A 21,382-nucleotide genomic window follows, 5' to 3' on the forward strand; every position below is an offset into this window, starting at 1 on the left:
AAACTCCGACCGGCCCAATGAGGCAAGACGACACTCATAGGAAACTCAATGAAGACTTTCAGATTGAACGTTATTCCGGGTGATGGTATTGGTGTAGATGTCATACGAGAAGGACGGCGGGTACTCGACCGCATTGCCGAAGTCAGCGGCGGCATCTCTTTTCAGTACCACGAGTTGCCATGGAGCTGCGAATATTACCTGAAACATGGAAAAATGATGCCCGCTGATGGTATGGCTATCCTCCGCGACTGCGATGCGATCCTCCTGGGTGCCGTGGGCTTTCCCGGAGTTCCGGATCATATTTCCCTGCGCCAGCTGCTCCTGCCGATCCGCGTGGAATTTGACCAGTATGTGAACATGCGCCCAGTCAAAATGCTGCCTGGATTGAACTCCCCCCTGAAAAACGAAACCATGGACTTTGTCTGCATCAGAGAAAACTCCGAAGGCGAATACTGCGGCAAAGGCGAATGGAAAAACCACGGACAGGCTGACGAAATGGTGATGCAGCATAGCATCTTCACCCGCAAGGGCACTGAACGCATTCTGCGCTATGCCTTCGAGTATGCAAAGAAAAATGGCAAGAACCATCTTCTCTCGGCCACCAAATCAAATGCCCTGAACTACTCCATGGTGTTCTGGGATCAAATATATGATGAGGTGCGCCAGGACTATCCAGACATGACGTCCGCCAAGATGCACGTGGACGCCTTGGCTGGATATTTCATCATGCATCCGGATCGCCTGCAGGTCGTCGTCGCCAGCAATCTGTTTGGCGACATCCTCACCGATCTGGGTTCCGCCATGCTGGGCAGCATCGGCATCTCTCCTTCCGGCAACATCAATCCGGCGAGAAAGTACCCCTCAATGTTTGAGCCAATCCACGGTTCGGCACCGGACATTGCCGGTAAGGGCATAGCCAACCCGATGGGCACCTTCTGGGCCATCTCAATGATGCTGGAGCATCTCGACTGTAAAGAAGAAGCCGACCAAATCATGACGGCTATGCAGCACGTTCTCAGAGAGGGCAAAGCCGTTACACAGGATATCGGTGGCAAGGCCAGCACCACGGAAATGACGGATGCCATCCTTGCCGTGCTGTAATCGTTGCCACCCCGAAGTCGCTGCCTTCCGCCAGAGATCGCCCACAACAGGCGCGTCACGAATCGTTGCTGCGTATTATGTTTTCACCTGCGGTTTCCTCGCCCTGACATGCAGGAAATAGGCCACGACCTGGGCGTCCTGCACAGCGGGGCATTGCTGCACGGTTTCATCTGAGGGCCGGGGCTCCTCAACCCGCTCAATGACGAAGCCGGTCTCGACCAGCATATTCAACCACTGGCTGACCGTCCGCGTAAACCTGGGGACCTTGAACTTCGGGTACTTCTGCTTCAGTTCGCTGGGGGCGGACCCGAAAAGCCATTCCGACAGCTCGCCATCCAGGCTCCGGAAGTAGTCGCCCACCTCAATGGCGTAGGTCAATCCCTGCTCATTCCGAAGGTTCCGCCGGTGAGGCGTGTCAAAGCATGGGTGGCAAATGGAAAACTGCATAAAGCCGCCAGGCTTGAGGACGCGGAACGCCTCGGCCAGCACGCGACCCGTCTCGGGAATATCCATCAGACTCATCACGGCCGTGGCGAAATCGAAACGCCCGTCCGCAAACGGCATTTCGACCGCGCTGGCAACGCAGTACTCAATCCCCAGCGGGGCGTCCCGTTCCGTCTTGGCCGCGTGCTCAATGAAAACCTCAGCAATATCCAAGCCGACCAGCTGCGCGCCCTTCTGCGCCATCAGGCGGGTGTTGTGCCCCTCACCGCAGCCAATATCAAGCCCTGACAGCCCCCGCACGTCAGGCAGCATGTCTAAAAATGCCGGCGTGTTCAGGTAGTCCCGATACACGTCATAACCGGCGCGCGCCAACTGCGTCCAAGCCTCCGCATTGCCATTCCAGTACCTGCCAACCTCGCGATGATCCATGGCCCTGCTCTCGACAATCAGTAATGTGTACTGTTTCAACGGGACGATTAAGAACCTTCACCAAGGCCAATGTAACCAGCGACACCGCCACTGACAAACCAGCAGCTATGCTGCAGTCCATTTCCATGTAATCAGTCAGTAACCACCCCGGCAGGGAATTCACCGGGGTGGTTACTCCTATGAAACACGCTGCCGCAAAGGTCGGCGGAAATCAAGGTCGGATGGCTGGGCGGCGGCGGGCCGTGGGTTTCCTGCAAATTGTCCCTGCGAAGCGCCGGGGTGTACACTGACCGATTACTATTATGGTAAGCGGTCAGCCATTGAGAATGGCGGCACACCTTGCCTCTCTGGCGTGGTGGGACGAGACGTACCAAGCCAATGTGGCGCCCTTCAGGCGCAATTTTAACTTGTTATCATACCCCGGGTTGCGGCGCCCTCCGGGCGCCTCACCCGGGGCTACGCATGGTACGGCCCTCCGGGCCGAACTTGCCCGACCTGACGACGTGATTTGTCCGATCCGAGCCGAAAGCCACCATCATTCAATGGTTATGTTTTTGCGCCGTAGGCGCTTAACCATGCTTACCCCCAGGCTTTTGCCTGGGGACGCTGCCTGCCAACAGGCAGTGCCTCGTAGAGGCACCACAGTTTTGGTTATCAATGGCTGACCGATTACAACCTTTTACTATAAAGCTCCCTGGCACTCTTGCATCCTGCTGACATTATGGCATATTACTAAATAACAAAGGAGCGGTGATGCTGAAGTTTGAGAAAAAAACGTGCCAAGAGGAAGCCGAGGTATTCAAGGCCCTTGGGCATCCCACGCGACTATGGATCGTCAAACAGCTGGCCGACGGTCAAGAACACTGTGTGTGTGAGTTTGTTGACGCCATTGGCGTCCAATTTGCCACGATCAGCCAGCATTTGACCATCCTCAGGCAGGCCGGCATCGTGGAGAGCGACAAGCGCGGACAGTCGGTCTTCTACCGCTTGCGTTGCCCCTGTATTCTCGACGTGGTAACCTGCATGCAAAACCGCAAGTAATATTTTTTTGTCATATATTTAGGCATTAAACTAAATACGGGAGACCCTAACGATGTGGAAAACCCAATGGCGTTGGCTGCTTGGTTTGACGAGTGTGTTTGCGCTCTGCTACTGGCTGCCTGTCGGCACGGCTCGGTTCAACAATGCCGTGTTGGAGTCACTGGAACTGGTGAAATGGTACGCCCAAGAACATGTGCTGCTCTGCCTGATCCCAGCCCTGTTCATAGCTGGGGCAATCGGCGTTTTCGTGAGTCAGGGCGCAGTCATGAAATATCTGGGCCCGACGGCAAAGAAAACTCTCGCCTATGCGGTTGCGTCGGTTTCCGGGTCCATTCTGGCGGTCTGCTCCTGCACCATTCTGCCGTTGTTTGCGGGTATCTACAAGCGAGGAGCCGGGCTTGGGCCAGCGGCGGCGTTTCTCTATTCCGGCCCGGCGATCAACATCATGGCGATCACCTTGACAGCACGGGTGCTTGGCGTTGAAATCGGCGTCGCCCGGGCGTTCGGTGCCATCGGCATGAGCATTCTTATCGGCATCGGCATGCATTGGCTGTTTCGGAAGGAAGAACAAGCCAAAGCCGCCGCCGCCGGCAACGATGCGACACTGGAAGAGGTGCGGCCGCTGTGGCAAAACGTGCTTTATTTCGGCAGCATGGCGGCGATCCTCGTTTTTGCCAATTGGGGCAAGCCCGCTGGCAGCAGCGGTATCTGGGCGGCGATCTGGAACATCAAGTGGTATTTGACTGGCGCTGCGGCAATGCTGCTTGGCGTCATGCTGGTTCGCTATTTTGCCATGCCCTTATGGCAGGTGCTGACAACGGCGTGTCCTGTGGCGCTCCTGGCCTTGGGCTTCCCCAACTATCCGATACTGGCATTCACGGCGGGCTTTCTGGGATTGGGATTTTTCACCAGCACGTCAAAAAACAGTGACCTCAATGGCTGGTTCGCAGCAAGCTGGGATTTTGCGAAAAAAATCATGCCGCTGTTGTTGTTCGGCGTGCTGATTGCCGGGCTCTTGTTGGGGCGAGTTGGCCACGAGGGGCTGATTCCAAGCGACTACGTGGCGAAGGCCGTCGGCGGCAACTCTCTGCTGGCCAATTTCTTCGCCTCCTTTGCCGGCGCGTTTATGTATTTTGCCACGCTGACGGAAGTACCGATCCTCGAAGGCTTGCTGGGAGCGGGCATGGGTAAAGGTCCGGCACTGGCCCTGCTCTTGGCGGGACCGGCCCTGTCGCTGCCTTCAATGCTGGTCATCAATCAGGTGCTCGGACTGCAGAAGACGGCGGCTTTTGTGGCCCTCGTCGTTCTCTTTTCCACCATCGGCGGATATGTTTTCGGAATGCTGTAATGCCGAACGCCATGCGGCAGTATAGGCGAACCAGCAATAACCCTCGTTGTCGAACTCATTCGGTCCACACAAGCCACCAAACTAGGAGACCCCGATGCTGAAGATCCAAATTTATGGAAGCGGCTGTGACAAGTGCAAACAACTCGCAGCCAATGTGGATGCCGCGGCAAAAAAGCTCGGCCTTGAATTCGAACTGGAGAAAGTTACTGACATCAATGCCATTACCGATGCCGGAATTATGATGACCCCGGCCCTTGGCATCAACGGCAAGGTGCTCTGCACCGGCAAGCTATTAAGCCCCGATGAAGCGGAAAAATATCGGCTCTTCAGGAAACTTAGTGGGTAGATTTTTCGACGTTTTGTGCTCAGAACCAAGACAACGCCTTGTCACATGGGGGGAAAAAAGCCAGCTAATCGTACGCATAAAATAGTGTAACTTGTTGATATTCAACGATCAATTAATGTTCAAATTATGATGCCCGCCCAGCTTTCCATGTCAATTTGTATGGAAGGCAGTCGGAGCAATCTTCCGCTTCGGTGTTTCTTGTTATTGCAAGAATGCCTTCACTTTTGTTGCACCCGATCATTTTTGTGTTTCATTACCTCATGGCCACGCAATGCCCAGTCAATCACCTGACCTCGTCATTCACATTGAGCCATGGGAGTCCGCCATGAACTTGGAGTCGTTTTATCAACGCGTGATTAATCCGCCATCGCCCTGGACTGTCTCCAAGGTCGAAATTTCCGACGACAGTACCCGTGTTGACGTCTGGCTGATCCATCAGGAGCATTATCGCTTTTCGTGTCATGCCTGTCACACCCCATCACCTACTTACGACCATGCTCCGGAAAGAACCTGGCAACATCTGGACACCTGCGAGTGCAAGACCTACCTTCATGCCCGTATTCCCCGAGTTCAATGCCCCAAGCATGGGATCGTCAACAGCGACTTTCCTCTGGCTGATTCACAGATCTCAATTACATACAAGATGGAAAGCAAGTGCATCAAGACCATCCAGGCCTCCAATTTGACCGATGCGTCCGAACTAACGAGGGTGTCTTGGGACATGTTGGAAAGTATCCGCGATCGGGCCGTCAAGCGAGGGCTTGAGCGACGTGGCGATACGACGCCGGTCATCATGGGACTTGACGAGAAGCAGGTGTTTTCCAGACATCGCTATTTCACCATTATCACTGACATTGGCAATGGGAGCGTGTTTGACGTGGTGGACAAGCGGCGCATTGATGACATCAGCCCCTGGTTTGAAAAACGCAAGGAAAGTTTGAAAAACGTCCAGATCGCGGCCATGGACATGAGTGCGGGGTATGAGCGTATTGCGTCAAACTTCATGCCCAATGCCGAACTGTGTTTTGATCATTTCCATGTGATGCAGGTCGTCCAAAAGGCAGTGGACAGCACACGAAAGCAAGAACAGGCCACGATGAGCGATGAGGACAAGAAAAGCATGTTCGGAGCGCGCCATGATTTTCTGTATGGCAGGGAGAATCTTCCTGACAAAAACAAGGCCAGGTTCGAAAAAGTTAGACAGATTGCCAAGAAAACGGCGCGGGCATGGGCAATCAAGGAAAACCTTCGCGACATGTGGACAACTTGCCCCGACAAAGAAGAGACGCCGAAGTATTTCAAACACTGGTACTGGTGGGCGACGCATTCACAAATTCCGGACATGGCAAAAGCCGCCCATACGCTGAAAAACCACTTCTATGGCATAGTGGCTGCAATCGAACATGGGGTCAGCAATGCCCTGACCGAGGGGCTGAACAGCAAAATTGAGGCTGTCAAGAGAAGTGCATGTGGTTTCAAAAACAAAGAATCTTTACGCAATGCAATTCTGTTTCATTGCGGGAAACTTAACCTGCTGCCAGAGGCCGCCAACTAGCACTTGCACTCAAATTTGCAACCCACGGAATTGCCTGAAGCACCAAAATATCTGCTTGCAGCAGGCAGCTCTGTCGCCAGCGCCGGCGAAACCGACAAGCAGAAGGGCCAACAGGAAGGCGGCGCCAAAGCCGGTGCCTGCTGCTGTGACAGCGCCCCAAAACCGCAAGAACCGTCCTGTGGCTGCGGTTGTGGCTGCGGCAGCGGCAGCGGCGGCAAAAAAGTACTGACCGCGGTCCTGCTGCTCTTCGTTCTGTTAAGCGTGGCCATGATGGTGATCCGCGAGTCCAGAGGAAAAGCAGCAGCGGCTTCCGATACTAACACAGCGCAAACCGCGGCGGCAATCCCGGTGAACAAAGATATCTTGACCGTCTATTACTTTCATGGCAATATGCGCTGTATGACCTGCAATAAATTCGAGAAACTGACTATTGAAACGCTCCAAAAACGTTTTGCCGACCAGCTCGCCAATGGCGATATGGCCCTGAAGATCATCAACACGGACGTGGCGGAAAACGAGCACTTCGTCAAGGATTTCCAGCTGACCACCAAAAGCGTGGTTCTGCAAAAAGGCGACCAAGTCAAGAATCTCGAGGAAATCTGGACGATCATCCGGCAGTCCGACGACGAGTTCATGGCGTACCTTGAAAGAGAAATCAAAGGCATGGCGGAGGCGCAATGAACGATATGCTGCTTGCGCTTGCCACAGCGGCATGGCTCGGATTCCTGTGCGCCATCAGCCCGTGCCCGTTGGCAGCCAACATCGCCGCGATCAGCTTCGTTTCGCGTAAGGTGGGCAAGGTCGCCGTCGTTTTAGGCGCGGGCCTTCTCTATACGCTGGGGCGGACTTTGACCTATGCGGTGTTGGGCATGCTGCTGGTCAGTGGCTTGACTGCCGCCCCAGAATTGTCGCATGTGCTGCAAAAATACATGAATCTGCTGATGGGGCCGCTGCTCATTGTCGTGGCGATGATCCTGCTGAATTTGCTGAACCTGCGCCTGCCGTCCGGCTCCGGCCTTGGCGATGTCATGCGCAAGAAGGCAGAGCAGCTCGGAGTCCTGGGCGCATTTGGACTCGGCGTGATTTTCGCCCTGAGTTTCTGTCCGACCTCAGCAGCGCTGTTCTTCGGCAGCCTCCTGCCCCTGGCGATCAAGATGGAGTCGGGGCTTGTCTTGCCCGGCGTTTTCGGCATAGCAACCGGACTGCCCGTCCTTGTCTTCGCCTTTCTGCTGGCCTTCAGCGCCAATCACGTCGCCAAGGCCTACAACAAAATTGCCCAATTCGAAGTCTGGGCGCAGCGCCTCACCGGCGTGATTTTTCTCCTAGTCGGCATGAGCATGACCCTGACCATCACCTTGGGCGTGAAAGTGTGGTGAAGTGAATTGCTTGGATTCGCCCCCTGCTGTCATTGTGACTGCAGGGGGCGAACGCATTCGGCGGCAAGCGGCAGAGTTGACATGTCATCGTCGCGACGCGGCAGAAGCGCGAAAACGCGCGCTGCCTTGGGGAAAACGCCGGTAGCGGCCGTAATCGCCCCCGTTCCGCATTCCGAACACAACCACTGCCGCCGACATGGCCTCTCGCACTAGCGCGAGGTCGTCCGAAAACGATATTGACCTGGCGTAAGCGTGCTTGCAGCCTTTCTTCAGCCACAAAATTGCGATGACTTCGGCGAAATCAGCGGTGAAAAGCCCGACCGAGCCCTCTGCTGCTGACGCTCAGCGCCTTGCGGCAAACGCGAAGCGATTGCCGCAAGGCGCTGAGCCGAAAAGGGATAGGTGGGGGAGCGCGAGGGGGAGGAAAGGGCCATTGGCCCTTTCCTCCCCCTCGCAAAACCAAACTATGCTTTTCGGACAGGCTCTAGCGCGCGATCAAGGCGAAGACGCCCCAGCCCAGGTATTCGCGGGTATAGGTGGTGTAGCGCAGGGGCTCCGAGCTCAGCTCGGCACGAACCGTTTTCGCAAATTCGTCGTTGGGATTGGCTTCGAGCCACCGGCGCATGGTGAGCCATTTGGCGGCTTCGTAGCGATCCCAGCTGTCCTGATCAGCCAAGACCATTTCCACAACATCGTAGCCCAAGTGCCCAAATGAAGCGATGAGCTCAGGAAGCGGGAGAAAGTCCGCGATGGCCTCGGCTTGGCAGCCCTTGGCGACCTCTTCGCTCGGCGGTACCTGCCGCCAGTAGGGCTCGCCAATGAGGATGATTCCGCCGGGCTTGAGGCTGCGCGTCAGCAGCTCGATAGTGCCGGCCACGCCACCGCCAATCCAGGTGGCGCCAATGCAGGCCGCCACGCCGACTTTGTCCTCAGCGACATAACCGGCGGCGTCAGCATGCACGAAGGTGACCCGATCCGCCACGCCGAGCTCTTGCGCGCGCAGCTTCGCCTGCTCGGAAAACAGCTGGCTCAAATCGACACCCGTGCCGACGATGCCATAATCACGCGCCCAGGTGCAGAGCATCTCACCCGAACCGCAGCCCAAGTCAAGCACGCGAGTGCCTGGCTCCAGGCGCAACGCCGCGCCAAGAGCGGTGAGCTTCTCTGGAGTGAACGGATTGTGGATGCGGTGTGCGCTCTCGGTGACGTTGAAGATGCGTGGAATGTCCATCGCAGTAAATCTCCTTGTGGGTGAACTTATTCAGGGATTGCCCTCAATATATATCCGCAGATTGCGCCAGCAGCGTTTCACAAACGCGTCAGGGCATCGACGACGTCTTGGAGTTGTTCGTGGCCGTTGTCGCTGGCCAGGGTCGGGACTTGTCGTTTGGCGTCTTTCACTAGGCCGCGCGGGGTTTCGATGACCAGGCGGCGATCGCGGACCTGCAGGCGAATGACGTTCTTTTTGCGGGCGAGGATGCGCACTTTCGTCAGCAACAGCAGCGCCTCGCTGGACGTGGGCAGCTGGCCGAAGCGATCGCGCAATTCCTGCTGGAAGACCGCTAATTCCGACAGCGATGTCATGTTTTGCAGGCGCTTGTAGCAATCGACGCGGGCGCCTTCATCGCCAACGTAGGCGGCGGGAATCGCCACGGCGGCCTTGCCGGGAGCCGCGACCGTGGCGAAGGACAGGCGATCGAAGCTGATGTCGATGTCTTTGGGTGCGTCGGCGCTGCTGTTTTTCTCCAGGCGCTGAACGGCCTCTTTGAGCAGCTGGCAGTAGAGATCGAAACCCACGGCTGCTATGTGGCCGCTTTGTTCAGTGCCCAGGATGTTGCCCGCGCCGCGGATTTCCAGGTCGCGCAGCGCGAGCTTGAAGCCCGCACCGAGGTGCGTGTAGCGGCGGATCGCGGCAAGACGCTGTCGGGCATTTTCAGGCAGCATGCCCATGGGCGGCAACAGCAGATACGCGTAGGCCTGGCGATGATGCCGGCCGACACGGCCGCGCAGCTGGTAGAGTTCGGAAAGCCCGAAGCGGTCAGAGCGATCAATAATGATGGTGTTGGCGTTGGGTATGTCAATGCCGCTTTCAATGATGGTCGTACAGATGAGCACGTCGATTTCCTTGCGGATAAAGCGGACGATGACGTCTTCGAGCTTGCCGGCGGACATCTGGCCGTGCGCGATGGCGCAGCGCGCATCAGGCACCAGCTCTTTCATGACGTCCAGCATCTTGGCGATGGTCTGAACGCGATTGTAGAGGAAGAACACCTGGCCCTCGCGCTCCATCTCGCGGCGCACCGCTTCTTTGATCAGCTCCTTGTCGAAGTTCGCCACGACGGTCGTCACGGGCAGACGGTCCACCGGCGCGGTCATGATCGTGCTGAGATTGCGGATGCCCGATAAGCTGAAGTACAGCGTGCGCGGAATAGGCGTTGCAGTCATGGTCAGGATATCCAAGTTGGCGCGCAGGGCCTTGAAACGCTGTTTGTCCTTGACACCGAAGCGCTGCTCCTCGTCAATAACCAGCAAACCCAGAGCCGAGAACTGCACGTCGGCCTGCAATAGCCGGTGGGTGCCAATGACGATGTCGATTTCGCCGAGGGCGAGTTTTCTGACAATGTCATTCTGCTCGCCTTTGCTGCGGAAACGGCTGAGCATTTCCAGGCGGACGGGGTACTCGGCCATGCGCTCGCGGAAATTCTCAAAGTGCTGCTGGGCGAGCACGGTAGTGGGCACCAGCACGGCGACCTGCTTGCCATTGAGCACGGCACGGAAGGCCGCACGCATGGCCACTTCGGTCTTGCCATAGCCGACGTCGCCGCAGAGAAGGCGGTCCATGGGCTTGGGATTTTCCATGTCAGCGAGCACGGCGGCAATCGCGTCGTGCTGGTCTGCCGTTTCATCGTAGGGGAAAGACCCCGCAAAAGACCGCTCCCATTCCACCTGCGGTTTGAAGGCCATGCCGGCGGCATGCTCTCGCATCGCCTCAATGCGCAGGAGTTCCGCCGCCAGGTCCCAAGCCGCGTCCGCCGCCTGCTTCTTGGCATTGCGCCAAGACACGCCGCCAATACGGCTCAAGCTCGGCGTGCTCTTGCCGGCGCCTAGATAGCGGCTGATCAGGTGCGCCTGCTGCAGGGGCACGTAGAGTCGCGCGTCATCAGCAAATTCCAGGTCAATGACGTCCTGAACTTCGCCACCGGATTCCAGGCTGCGAATGCCATGGAAGATGCAAATGCCCTGGGTGACATGCACCGCCAGAGCGCCATCTTCCAGGTCAATAGTGTCGTGCATGGCCGCGTCTTGATGGTAGGCGACATGGCGATGGCGTCGCCGCGGGCCCTTGCGACCAAAAATCTCGTGATCGCTCAGCAGCACCAGCCTGGCGGTGGGCAGGAGCAGCCCGCCGTCCAACTCGTGTTGCTCCACCACAATGGGCAGCTCGCGCGTCAGCGGATCGTCATGGAGGATTTCCCGGAAGCGATCGACTTCGCCAGCGCCGGCGCAGCAGGCGACCAGCTTGTAGCCACCGCGTTGCCAACGCAGGAGATTGTCCCGCAACTGCTGCCAATGCCACAAGGCCGCGCCGTCGCCCAACTCGGGCAGCAGAGACGCCAGTTCAGCGCCGAGGCTGATCGCGTCGGTGTGGACAATGCTGCCGCCGCCATCGGCAAGCAAGGCCGGATCGCCACCATCGGTGAGCAGCTGCACGCAGTTGCCTGCCGACGCAACCAGGTCCTGCCAGCCAATCTGGGTATCGGTGTCGGCGTAGCTGCCCAGGTGCCGCGCAATCAAATCAGGCGCGCAGAGCACCAGCGGCAGGTCATCCGCAAAAAAGTCGTGCACGCGCGCCTTGGCACCGGCATTATCCTCTAGCATCGCCATGCCCCGCGGCACGACGCACAACTCCGGCGCGTCACGGAAGGATCGCTGCGTGTCCGGCAGGAAAAAACGCATGCTGTCAATGTCGTCGCCCCAGAATTCCAGGCGCACGGGCGCGTCGTAGAGCGGCGAGTAGATGTCCATGATGCCACCGCGACGGGCAAATTCACCGGGGCTCTGAACCTCAAATTCGTTGTCGTAATCCAGCTCCACGAGCTTCTTGGCCAACGCGTCGGGAGAGATAGTCATACCCTTGCGCAGAGTGAAACTCTGCTCGCGGTAGTTTTTCGGCGTGATGGTCTCGGACATCAGCACGGCGGCTGTCGTCACGAAAATCGCGTTGCGGCCGCTCAAGGCCGCGTCCAACGCGGCGCAACGGCCGGCTTCGTTCTCGGGCACCCATTGCCGCCGCCCTGGCGCGACCTCCGGCAACGGAATGACCGGCCGCGTTTCCCCCAAAAGCTGCAGCAGAGAGCCCAGCGTGGCAGCCAGATTATCAGCGCGGCCGCTGTCAGCGGCGACGACGACCAGGCGCGTCGCCCTGGCCAGGCAAAGCTGCCCGATCGCCAGCGGCAGCAGCTCGTCATCATGCAACGCAAAACGGCAGGCGCCGGATGGAATCCGCGCCTGCCGTGCCCATTTTTGGAGGATGTCACGCCATGCCGGCATTGGTGCCAGGTCCTTCAAGCTGTGTCATGCCTCCATATGGATCGCTGCCCAAAGGCAGCCTCGTCTTAGAATTCTGCGTTGAGCGCAAACCCCCAGAGGACATTGAAAGCACTGTTCATCGCGTCATCTTTCCAGACTTCGCGCAGATCGTGATCCAAGGCCCAAGCGCAGATGACAAAGGGTCCAAAACTGCAATAATCACAAACGGCGTAATTCAGGCCGGCCGTAAACTGGATGGCCGTAAGGGCGTTCTTGGCCACATCGTAATTGTAGTCGTTGTACTTGGTGTTGGCCCAGTAAAGCGCGCCTTCCATGTCCAAGCTGAGCTTCTCGCTGATGGCCGACAACGCCACGCTGTGGCTGCCACCAATGCTGGCCCAGAACATGTCGTTTTCAAAATCCCAGGCGACCGTCAGCGACGGCTGTAGGAAAAGGTCGTCCAGCGTCGCCGCCAGGCTTATTTCCTGCGTATCCAAGTCAGAAAAGCTCGGATAGTCGTAGTAGGTGTAGGTCGCTTCCAGGCTGAGTGCGCCGAGGGCCGGAACGTCTGCGAAGGTGTGGCCGTAACCAGCGTAGTAGTCCCACTCTTCGAAGTCATTGTTCTGGGTGCCATTGTCGTCCATGAAATCCCAGTTGGCCCACACCCCGGCGTAGAAGCCTTTCCACGCGATGCTGATGTCAGGTTGCAGGACATTCCCGGAATTGAAAATAAAACCATGGTACATATACGCGGATGCGTAGGTGACAGTCGCTGAGAGCGTTGGCATAGTGCTCTCCTCTTGTGTCTCGACCACTGCGACAGACCCACCAGGAGACGTTTCCGGCGTGGCAGTGCTGTCCTGTGCCTTGAGTTCAACGCTTAGTAGCATCATTGTGCCTAATGCAGTGAACCCTAATGCGGACAAAATGCTCTTCATCTGTGTGTCCTTTCCAAAAACACGTTTTTCCTTATCCTTGCATTTACTTCCAGCGGTTCCAGGGACGTTGTGGTCGACCAGGTCCAAGGTGCCTCTACTGTATTCCCCGTCACTCGCTTTACAAGCGCCTCCACGCATAAAACCATGTAAATTTTGTAAAAAAATGCACTTTTATTTAGGGCATAATGTGATGCCGCGCAAGCCCAATAGCGTCTGGTATGGCGGACCCCATATCAAGAAGTCCGCCTCTACTAGGCGCGCCCCCTCTTGTCGCTGTTTATTCCTTGCCCATGCGTTCGTCCCAGGGGTCAATCATGGTCAACCGTTGGCCAAGGGCTGCGTAGAGATCCGGCAGATCGAAATAGCGCAGCACGTTTTTGGGCGTGCTTGCCGCCGGCCAGTCCGACACGCCGGCTTTGAGCCACTGCTGGAAGCTGGTGGGGGCGTTATAGAGCGTGACGTCAACGACCTCGTCGCGCAGCATGGCCACAAAGGCCGCCAGCAGCGCGCCTTGGCCACGGCCGTAGAGATGGACGCTCTTGGTCCCCTCGGCTTTGAGCAGATCAAGCGTGCGGATGATATCGTATACCCGGCGGCCGAACATGCTTTCGCCGAACATCAAAGCGGTGGCGTGCATCATGTAGTCCATGCCGTAGGAACGGTACATGCTGAGGTGGTCTTCGGGCATGGACTCACCTAGGCCACGGACGTCCAGCGTGTACAACTCGCCTCCCGGGTTTATTCCAGCCACCAAGGAGCAGTCCTGGTAGTCAAGCTCGGAGCCGAGGTGCGGCAGATAGAGATGGACGTCTTCCTCGACGTCAAGCGTCTCACCGCGATCCTTGCTGCGCAGACGCTTGCGCATAATGGCCAGAATGTCGCCCTCGGTTTCGATGCCGCTGCGCTGCCAGACGTCGTTGCCGATGCGCTGCGAGCGGAGAACGCGGTAGTGCGGCACGCCAGTGGCCTCGGGGAACTTCAGCAGCTTGGCGAGCGTACTACGCCATTCGCCGGCATTTTTCGGTGCCTGACGGCACCTCGCCCACGCCTCGGCGGTTTCGGCCATGAGGTCATAGATGGGCCTGGAGCCGGCTTTGACCACATTGGCCTCCGGGCAACAGGCGAGGACGGCTTCTGCTACGGGCTTGGGGTCAATTTCTGCGGGCACGCCAGGTATCCCGGCGTGCTTGTGGAAGAACGCCAGCATCGCCTGTTGATTGTGTGGCGAGTAGCCGTGCGTGCAGGGGCCGATAAAGAGCTCGACCTGATCGCCAGCACCGAGGAGCTCGTAGAAACGCTTGAGTTCTCCATACGCCTCTTTCAGGCCGCGCCGTTCAAAGAAATCGTACTGCTGACCGAGGAGTATGGCCGGTTGCGGGGCACGCGCGATCATGAGGTCGACCATTTCCAGGCCGGCGCCGATGATGCCGGGCGGGCACTGCTCGCTGTCGGTGGGCAGCTCGTTTTCGAGGTTGGTGAGAAAGCTGGTGACATGGCAGCTCGGCGCGGCCATGCTGAGGCGCTCGTCGTTGGCCCATATCCATTCGGTGAGCGTGCCACCGCCGGAGTTGCCAGTGATCCCCAGACGTTTGGGATCGACTTCCGGCCGGGCGGCGAGAACATCAATGGCGCGGCGGCCGTCCCAGACGCGCCAGCTGCCGAAGAAATCTCCAAGCAGTTCCAGCTGCCGGCCCATGACGTTGTGGGCATCGCAGAGTTGTTTGCCGCTACCCAAGCGTGCGAGCTTGGGGTACTGATCGCGCTCGCCCTGATGAATGGGATCGACCATGAGGACAACAAAACCGTCATGGACCAGCCGCAGCGCGAAAGACTGGTACACCCCGGCTGCCTTGCCTTCTTTGCTATGGCCGCAGCAACCGATGACGCCCGGTGCCGGAGCCGTCAACCCATCGGGCACATAGAGATTCGCCGTCACCCAGAAATCCGGCCGGCTGTTGTAGATGATGTTCTCGATGCGGTAGCCGTCGAATTGGTTGACGCCGGTGATGCGCATATCCAGCGGTGTCCACTCCGGCCAGGGGCCAAAGGCAGCGTCAATAGCCTTGCGAAGCTTATCGCGATAGGCCATGGCATCTTCGCGGGTGCGCAACGCGGCCAGTTCACGGCTACGAACGGCCCGCATGGCCCGCAACTTGTGGATGTAATGATCGATAACCATGTGCTGGTAGCCGTTTTTCATCGTCGGGTTGTCCTTTTGTAATGCCAGGAATCTACAAGTAAGATTGATTGCGTGGCGGCTCAACAGTCAGGAGCCTCAGAAGCCGAAGAGCTCCTGGAGAGGCTGCCGGAAATAATCGAACTTTTTGGGGTAGTAGAAACTGTCACGACCATGGAGATTGGGGAAGCGCGACATGCCCTTGAGTGCCGAGCTGCTGACGTGCTCAAGTTTTTTGTCGCAGGGTATATAGACCGCGTGGGTATCGGGACGCATTTGCTGCATGAAGCAAAGCTGGTTCATCTCGTAGTCGAGGTCGTAACCATTGCGCAAACCGCGCACCAGCGTCACATCACAGAAGGCGGACTCTTTTTCGAGAAGATCAACCATCAGGGTGTCGAAATAGACCACTTCGTGAAACGGCAGGGAGACATCCAACCGTTCGTCGCGCTCGACATGCTTCTGGGGGTTAATACCGACGGCAACGATGACCTTGTCAAACATCATTTCGGCTTTTTCGAGGATAGAGAGATGCCCGATATGGAAGGGGCTGAAAGTACCGGCGTAAATACCCACCCGTGGTCGGCGGCGCTCAAGGTACTCAATGAGGAAATTCATGGTGCTGCGACATTGCGGGTAGCGTTTGGCAAAGCGCTGGAAAAACGCGCTGCGGCCCTTGCGATAGTCAATCATATTCAGATACTGGAATTCGCGGAAAATCTGAAATTCGTAGGCCAGCAAGTCCACGTAATCGCCATGGATAATCACCCGGCAATCATAGCCGTGGAAAAGCGCCGCCAGCTCGCTGACGTCATCTTGATACTTCGTCGACAAGATGGTGCGGCGGATGCTTTCCTTAGCCTCGGCGGGTAGGGGCTCGCCAAGCGCGGCCAGGATGTACAGATACGCGGCCTCGGAGCGCTCTTCGCTGTCACCGCCCTGAGGGAACCACACCACGTCATGGAAAAGCGCGGTGAGCAGCAACTGTGCGGCCAGTTCCTCCCGCTCCCACACCGTCTCGCGGATTTGCTCGCAGATGGATAACAAGTGATCAAGGGTGTGGAAATAGCGGTGGGGCTGACGATACGCGGCAAAAACGCGATCCAGCCATTTGCCGCCAAGATCCAACCCGTAGGGATTGCGCTCGGCAAGAATCTCGCGGATGCGCTTTTCCTTTTGGCAGACGCCGGTGCCGCCCATGGGTGAGACGGGATTGAGGCTTGCTCGCGAGTATTCCATATGCGCGACTCATTTCGGGGGCTTTGCTGCCTGAAAAAAGGAAACGGCCCCGAGAGCTCCGGCAGTCCCTGTTTTCCGGACTCTGGCGATCTGGCCGTTTCGGCTGGCCGCGAATACCGGCCAGTGAACTGATTTAACGATAAAAACTTTCCAAAAGCTGCTGCATAGTGCCGTGATACTGGGCAAATTTGAGGTCCGAACAGCCTGCCTGGTTGCCGCCATTCCACCACACCCAGACCATACCGTCCCGCTCAATCATTTCTGGATCGGAGGCATTGATCTCGACCACATCCGGATAAAGCGCCGGGTTGGTCTTATGGGTCATGTCGGGCGTGAGGAAGGGCCGGTCATCGGCGGCGTCTTCCCAGCTAACAAGGTCTCGCGATCGTGTGACTCGCGTTTCATAGAAGCCCTTGCGCTGTTCGAGATACAGGACATAAAAGAAGCCATTGACATAATACAGCGACGGGCCACCCACATAACGGTCCGTGCCGTAGATGGCATTGGCTACCGGACGCCAGGTACGCAGGTCGGTCGACTCAATGAACTTGAAGGTAAATGGCGTCCAGCGACGATCGTCGGTTTCGTAGAGCATCACATAACGCTTGCCGTCAAAGTCCACCGCGCTGTTGAAGAGATGCTCTTTGCCATCGCTGTGCACGACTTCCTCCGGCGCAGTCCAGGACACCAGGTCGTCTGAGCTGATGCGAACCAACCGCTTGATCTCCCACCAGGCCTGATCAACACCGTAATCAGCCGCAAAAACATGCACCCGATCGCCGTGGACAATCGCCGAGGCAAAATAATGATTCAGCAACGGAATGCTGATGATGCGGTCGCTGTCCATGTCACGAATCAAAAAGCCGTCTTCGTGATAACGGTACTTCACCTCGTGACCAGGATACAAAAACGACGACGCAAAAAAATTTTCCAGCAGATAGTAGCGGCCTTTGAAGAAGAATGGCGTCACCTCGCCGCCATTCTGCCTGACCACTTTTTCGTTTTTCCAGGGAACGCGCCAGCGCATAAAAGTTAGCCCCCTTGTTGACAATGACTGGCCACCACGTGGCCCCTGCCGTGACCGGCACCGATCGCAGTACAAAATATCACGAAATGCCCTGCATGCAAACCAAGCTGGAGCGTGTCGCAGGCTCAGCGTGCAATCGGTCAGTGATTGATAACGGATGCACGGCATGCCTCTGGCTGGCGCGGGGGACGCGGCGTGTCTTGCCAATGTGGCGCCCTCCGGGCGCAATTCTAACGTGCTATCATCCCCCGGGTTGCGGCGCCCTCCGGGCGCCTCACCCGGAGCTATGCATGGTGCGGCCCTCCGGGCCGAACTTGGCCGATCAGACGACGTGCTTTGTCCGGTTCGGGCCGAAAACCACCATCATTCAATATCCATGTTTTTTCGCCGTAGGCGCTTAACCATGCTTAACCCCAGGCTTTAGCCTGGGGAAGCAGCCTGCCAACAGACAGTGCCTCGTAGAGGCACCACCGTTTTGGTTATCAATCACTCCTATGAAACCGATGCTCTTCATTTAACGGTATCCATGGCACTTGTTGTTTCAACCAAGCAGCCTTTTCTCGTCGTGCATTTCCGCCGCGAAGCGGCAGAAGCGCTGAAAGCGCGGCCTAAGATAGCCCAGGGCAAGCGACGCCAAAGGCGGAGCGTCGCCCTGGGTAGGGCGCCATATTGGTCCGTGTTCCTCAGCCTCTTTGGCTTCAGTCGGCGAAGCTGACTGGAGCCAAAGAGGCAATGGAACGATGTGTCTTCCCTTTGCTGTACCTAAGCGCCCTGCGCGGTGTTTTTTTAGGTCGCCCCTACAGGGCTCCTTTCTGGTCGGGCCCTTACCCAGGGCGGCGCGCCCTGCGGGCACTTGCCCTGGGCTATCTTAGTCCGCGCCTTTGGCGCTGAAAACAAATGGCCGCAGAAAAGGCTGGTATCAATGGCTGACCGATTTCTAGGCGCTGCGTGTAATCGGTCAGTGTACACCCCGGCGCTTCGCTGGGACAATTTGCAGGAAACCCACGGCCCGCCGCCGTCCAGCCATCCGACCTTGATTTCCGCCGACCTTTGCGGCAGCGTGTTTCATAAGAGCCATTGATACCAGCCTTTCCCGCAGTATGCTGAGCCAAGCGCGCCCGTCTCCCGGCCGTGGTGCGGGCTTTCAGCCCGCGCCGTCGCCAGAGGCTAGCAGGCGTCGCCACGTGCTGATTACGGTTGTAAAGTTGGGGTGGCTAGGAAGCCCCGCACACCGCCTGACAAGCAAAGACGTGTCAGGTCAGAGCCTATCGCTGTGTTTCAACCAGTGATGGGCTGCTGCCGTCGTCATGGCTGCTATTCGGCACCCTCGTAGGGGAAAAATTCGCACCACGCCACGCGCAAATTTTCGCCCATACCGCTGGTGATGCCCGTGCCCTCATAGATCGGTATCAGTTCGATTGCCACGGAATTGCCGATGTTGTTCGGGGACAACTCCACTGGTACGCCATCCTTGCTGGCGAGCACGTCAAGGGTCGTCTCGACCGTATCAAGCAAGAGTAGCTCCTCCCCGGCTGCCGTGCGTTCCCCCACCAGGATCTTCACCCGCTGCGTCGGCACCATGTGGCTGCTGAAATCGTAACCAAGGTTGTCCTTACCATGCACTTCGCCGAAATCCACCAGCGAAATCGTCGAACGCACCCGCAGCGTCTGCGGAAAGACTTTGTTCATCTGCACGGTGACCACTGGAAAAGGGCCCAATTCCTCCCCCACCCCCGGCCACATATCCACCGTATACAGTCCCAGCACGCCGAGAGTCTCGCTGCGTATTTCCAGATCAGCCGACGCTTGCATGAGGCGCATATCGAAAACCCCAGCATGCGTCGTGCTAACCGGCAGGGTCACCACGCCTAGGAACTGCATGGACAGGGTCACCGGCCGCAGCTCCGGGGCGTCGCCCGTATTATCATTGGCATTCACCGCGACGACGCCGATGCTCATAGGCCGGTCGCTGTCCTTCAAGGCGTTAAGACTGATGTCCAAAATGAGTTTCTTGCGCTCGTCATCGCGTTTTATGTTTTCAAAACTACTGACGCCGATGGCCTCTGGCCCTTGAAACAGCACTGCAAAGAGATCACTACAGACGTCGTCCACCTCGAGGCGTGCGTAATCGCCGTCACGAACCAACTCCTTTGGCTTGGGGAAGGTAAATAGCCAGGTCGCAGCGCCCATGTCCTGGATGCTGAACGCCTGCTCAAGCTTGCCACTGATATCAGCCGGTTTGGTTATTTTACTGACCTTGCCGTTCTGCGCAAAGCGCTGCCAGTCGCCCTCATTCTGATCGGTATTGCCGAAAATCGTTATTGAACGGTACATACTTGTGCTATATGGCGACTTGCCACTCAGATAATCACGCAAAAAACGCTGGTACATGGTCTCCAAGCCCAAGACGCCCATGTCACCGGCCGCAGCGGCGAAGGGCGCGACGCCTTCGCCGTATTTGTACATATCGTGATTGAACACCCGATGCCAGAAATCTGCTGGGAAATTACCCTGCTGCGACAGATAGGCCGCAAACACCGACAAGCTGTAGCCATGAAAACCCGTATAGTTCACATTGAAACGCGAACTGCGACGGTAGAGCCCATTGATGGGGGCACGGGGATTCTTGTAGGTGCTCGGCGTGTAATTTCTACCTTGTGGACTCACATGGCCTTCCATCCACGTCGCGCTCATCTCGTCCAACCACATCGTCGTCGTGTTGTTCGCGTACATGTATTGCACATAATGGACGAATTCGTGGGCGACGATTTCCCGGCGGCTGGCGCTAGTAACCACGCCGGTATTGAGTTCTAGGTAGGGCGCAGAGAAATATCCGGGCGGGAGGCACCAGGCGTCTTCAGCCCCTTCGTTGGACCCGATTAGGCCATAGAGCCTCTCCCGGTCGGTTTTTTTGATCACGATTTTCACTCGCTGGGCGTCATCTCCCCACAACGTCGTCCGGTTTGACATTGGAAAGCCCAGGGCGACAGCGCGAGTATAAGCGTACTCAAGATCCTGCAGCAGCCCCTGCAGGCGATCCATTTCCGCATTGGTCGTCTCGGTACTCACCGGTTGCAGGCGAAAATTCGTGCTTTGGTAGGTCGTGCCGCCCAGCCAGTCCCGCACGATCTCAAAGGCGATGCCACCGGGGCGGGCATCGCTGCGGCGCAGCCCGCCGCTCTGCGGAATCAGCTCCGGTCGCCAAGTCAGCCGGCCGTTGCTGACGCTGACGCCGTCCTCAGCCGTCATCAGCTGGAAATGCCAGCGGGGCTCCAAGGAATTGCGTGCTAGCTCGTAGACGCCAACAGCCAGGGAGTAGCTCTCGCCATTGCGAGTCCCGCCAGGAGGCAGCGCGAAGCTGATCTCGGCTTCTGCCACCGCCGGCAAGCCATACAGCATCAATGGCGCCGCGCCAACGCTGGCCATGCCATAACGCGCGGTCTCGCCGCGGTCCCATTCAGCTAGGGCCAGCGACTGCGCCGTCGCCAGCGCCCCGGCGGGCAGTTCCAGGCGGAAGCCGCTGGCTGCGTGCTCCAGCGTGCCGCCGGCGGCGCCGATCGTCGCCTTTGCCAGCAACGCCGGCAGGGCCACGCCACGCAAGGCGTCCTCCAACATGCGCAGATCAACCGCATTGACAGTGCCATCAAAATTGAAATCGGCCCGGCTGTCGGCAGATACCGTCGCATCAATCATGCCCTGCACACGCACCACGTCGGCGACGTCCAGCACGCCATCACCATTGATATCGCCAGAAAGGGCGTGAAGTGACGCCGCAAACAACGCCATACCTAGGAAGTACCATGCATAATATCTGATTTTTGTGGTTTTCATA

At 57.6% G+C, this 21,382-nt stretch carries 17 protein-coding genes; 8 read left to right on the forward strand and 9 right to left on the reverse strand.

Translation table 11 applies throughout. The annotated features are described in order from the left end of the window. The first annotated feature begins 48 nt into the window (after positions 1–48). Entirely contained in the window at positions 49–1,101 is a 1,053-nt protein-coding gene (locus J3R75_RS19040) for a tartrate dehydrogenase (RefSeq protein WP_307265136.1), read from the forward strand. A gap of 75 nt (positions 1,102–1,176) precedes the next feature. Here J3R75_RS19040 and J3R75_RS19045 read toward each other — a convergent pair whose 3' ends face one another. Beyond that, the gene (locus tag J3R75_RS19045; RefSeq protein ID WP_307265139.1) at positions 1,177–1,974 is read right to left on the reverse strand and encodes a class I SAM-dependent methyltransferase; all 798 of its coding nucleotides are present in this window, start codon (positions 1,972–1,974) and stop codon (positions 1,177–1,179) included. 131 nt (positions 1,975–2,105) lie between these two features. Continuing rightward, on the reverse strand, positions 2,106–2,261 hold the full coding sequence (locus tag J3R75_RS19050; protein WP_307265142.1) for a hypothetical protein: 156 nt from the start codon (positions 2,259–2,261) through the stop codon (positions 2,106–2,108). A gap of 466 nt (positions 2,262–2,727) precedes the next feature. Between J3R75_RS19050 and J3R75_RS19055 the strand changes: the two genes are divergently transcribed. The 6 genes from J3R75_RS19055 to J3R75_RS19080 all read left to right on the forward strand — a co-directional run bounded on the left by J3R75_RS19055 (position 2,728) and on the right by J3R75_RS19080 (position 7,640). Next, entirely contained in the window at positions 2,728–3,015 is a 288-nt protein-coding gene (locus J3R75_RS19055; protein WP_307265145.1) for an ArsR/SmtB family transcription factor, read from the forward strand. A 52-nt stretch (positions 3,016–3,067) separates the two neighbouring features. After that, positions 3,068–4,363 carry a permease gene (locus J3R75_RS19060; RefSeq protein WP_307265148.1) on the forward strand — a complete coding sequence of 432 codons (1,296 nt, stop codon included), beginning with the start codon at positions 3,068–3,070 and terminating at the stop codon, positions 4,361–4,363. A 97-nt stretch (positions 4,364–4,460) separates the two neighbouring features. Next, a complete protein-coding gene (locus J3R75_RS19065; protein WP_370882411.1) occupies positions 4,461–4,709 on the forward strand; it encodes a thioredoxin family protein in 249 nt (82 codons plus the stop codon). A gap of 271 nt (positions 4,710–4,980) precedes the next feature. Beyond that, positions 4,981–6,264 carry an ISL3 family transposase gene (locus tag J3R75_RS19070; protein ID WP_307259144.1) on the forward strand — a complete coding sequence of 428 codons (1,284 nt, stop codon included), beginning with the start codon at positions 4,981–4,983 and terminating at the stop codon, positions 6,262–6,264. Between the two features lie 30 nt (positions 6,265–6,294). Beyond that, positions 6,295–6,945 (forward strand): nitrophenyl compound nitroreductase subunit ArsF family protein, encoded by a 651-nt coding sequence (locus J3R75_RS19075; protein WP_307265151.1) that lies wholly within the window; start codon positions 6,295–6,297, stop codon positions 6,943–6,945. Continuing rightward, entirely contained in the window at positions 6,942–7,640 is a 699-nt protein-coding gene (locus J3R75_RS19080) for an aromatic aminobenezylarsenical efflux permease ArsG family transporter (RefSeq protein WP_307265153.1), read from the forward strand. The genes J3R75_RS19075 and J3R75_RS19080 overlap by 4 nt, the downstream gene beginning before the upstream one ends. 484 nt (positions 7,641–8,124) lie before the next feature. On the opposite strand, the gene J3R75_RS19085 is transcribed toward J3R75_RS19080, so the two are convergent. From J3R75_RS19085 to J3R75_RS19110, 6 genes are all read right to left on the reverse strand, one after another. Further along, positions 8,125–8,871: an SAM-dependent methyltransferase gene (locus tag J3R75_RS19085; protein ID WP_307265154.1), complete on the reverse strand. Its 747-nt coding sequence runs from the start codon at positions 8,869–8,871 to the stop codon at positions 8,125–8,127. Positions 8,872–8,948: 77 nt separating this feature from the next. Next, positions 8,949–12,191 carry a transcription-repair coupling factor gene (mfd, locus tag J3R75_RS19090; protein ID WP_307265156.1) on the reverse strand — a complete coding sequence of 1,081 codons (3,243 nt, stop codon included), beginning with the start codon at positions 12,189–12,191 and terminating at the stop codon, positions 8,949–8,951. A gap of 65 nt (positions 12,192–12,256) precedes the next feature. After that, entirely contained in the window at positions 12,257–12,958 is a 702-nt protein-coding gene (locus tag J3R75_RS19095) for a TorF family putative porin (RefSeq protein ID WP_307265159.1), read from the reverse strand. Between the two features lie 427 nt (positions 12,959–13,385). Further along, on the reverse strand, positions 13,386–15,308 hold the full coding sequence (locus J3R75_RS19100; RefSeq protein ID WP_307265161.1) for an alpha/beta hydrolase family protein: 1,923 nt from the start codon (positions 15,306–15,308) through the stop codon (positions 13,386–13,388). Between the two features lie 75 nt (positions 15,309–15,383). Further along, on the reverse strand, positions 15,384–16,523 hold the full coding sequence (locus J3R75_RS19105; RefSeq protein ID WP_307265164.1) for an adenylyltransferase/cytidyltransferase family protein: 1,140 nt from the start codon (positions 16,521–16,523) through the stop codon (positions 15,384–15,386). 133 nt (positions 16,524–16,656) lie between these two features. Further along, the gene (locus tag J3R75_RS19110; RefSeq protein WP_307265167.1) at positions 16,657–17,550 is read right to left on the reverse strand and encodes a hypothetical protein; all 894 of its coding nucleotides are present in this window, start codon (positions 17,548–17,550) and stop codon (positions 16,657–16,659) included. A gap of 922 nt (positions 17,551–18,472) precedes the next feature. Here J3R75_RS19110 and J3R75_RS19115 point away from each other — a divergent pair. Further along, positions 18,473–18,631: a hypothetical protein gene (locus J3R75_RS19115; protein ID WP_307265170.1), complete on the forward strand. Its 159-nt coding sequence runs from the start codon at positions 18,473–18,475 to the stop codon at positions 18,629–18,631. Between the two features lie 233 nt (positions 18,632–18,864). On the opposite strand, the gene J3R75_RS19120 is transcribed toward J3R75_RS19115, so the two are convergent. Continuing rightward, complete coding sequence (locus J3R75_RS19120) at positions 18,865–21,381, reverse strand: dockerin type I domain-containing protein (protein ID WP_307265173.1); 2,517 nt, start codon at positions 21,379–21,381, stop codon at positions 18,865–18,867. Between the last annotated feature and the right edge of the window lies 1 nt (position 21,382).

Origin of the sequence: Oligosphaera ethanolica (assembly GCF_030814695.1) — a bacterium.
Lineage (GTDB): Bacteria > Verrucomicrobiota > Lentisphaeria > Oligosphaerales > Oligosphaeraceae > Oligosphaera > Oligosphaera ethanolica.

Excerpts from the sequence above, each read along its gene's own strand:
- J3R75_RS19070 (WP_307259144.1), top strand. The coding sequence starts at position 4,981 with ATGCCCAGTCAATCACCTGACCTCGTCATTCACATTGAGCCATGGGAG.
- J3R75_RS19105 (WP_307265164.1), bottom strand. The coding sequence starts at position 16,523 with ATGGAATACTCGCGAGCAAGCCTCAATCCCGTCTCACCCATGGGCGGC.
- J3R75_RS19085 (WP_307265154.1), bottom strand. The coding sequence starts at position 8,871 with ATGGACATTCCACGCATCTTCAACGTCACCGAGAGCGCACACCGCATC.
- J3R75_RS19055 (WP_307265145.1), top strand. The coding sequence starts at position 2,728 with ATGCTGAAGTTTGAGAAAAAAACGTGCCAAGAGGAAGCCGAGGTATTC.
- J3R75_RS19115 (WP_307265170.1), top strand. The coding sequence starts at position 18,473 with ATGGCTGACCGATTTCTAGGCGCTGCGTGTAATCGGTCAGTGTACACC.
- J3R75_RS19080 (WP_307265153.1), top strand. The coding sequence starts at position 6,942 with ATGAACGATATGCTGCTTGCGCTTGCCACAGCGGCATGGCTCGGATTC.
- J3R75_RS19045 (WP_307265139.1), bottom strand. The coding sequence starts at position 1,974 with ATGGATCATCGCGAGGTTGGCAGGTACTGGAATGGCAATGCGGAGGCT.
- J3R75_RS19040 (WP_307265136.1), top strand. The coding sequence starts at position 49 with ATGAAGACTTTCAGATTGAACGTTATTCCGGGTGATGGTATTGGTGTA.
- J3R75_RS19120 (WP_307265173.1), bottom strand. The coding sequence starts at position 21,381 with ATGAAAACCACAAAAATCAGATATTATGCATGGTACTTCCTAGGTATG.
- mfd (WP_307265156.1), bottom strand. The coding sequence starts at position 12,191 with ATGCCGGCATGGCGTGACATCCTCCAAAAATGGGCACGGCAGGCGCGG.
- J3R75_RS19060 (WP_307265148.1), top strand. The coding sequence starts at position 3,068 with ATGTGGAAAACCCAATGGCGTTGGCTGCTTGGTTTGACGAGTGTGTTT.
- J3R75_RS19110 (WP_307265167.1), bottom strand. The coding sequence starts at position 17,550 with ATGCGCTGGCGCGTTCCCTGGAAAAACGAAAAAGTGGTCAGGCAGAAT.
- J3R75_RS19095 (WP_307265159.1), bottom strand. The coding sequence starts at position 12,958 with ATGCCAACGCTCTCAGCGACTGTCACCTACGCATCCGCGTATATGTAC.
- J3R75_RS19100 (WP_307265161.1), bottom strand. The coding sequence starts at position 15,308 with ATGAAAAACGGCTACCAGCACATGGTTATCGATCATTACATCCACAAG.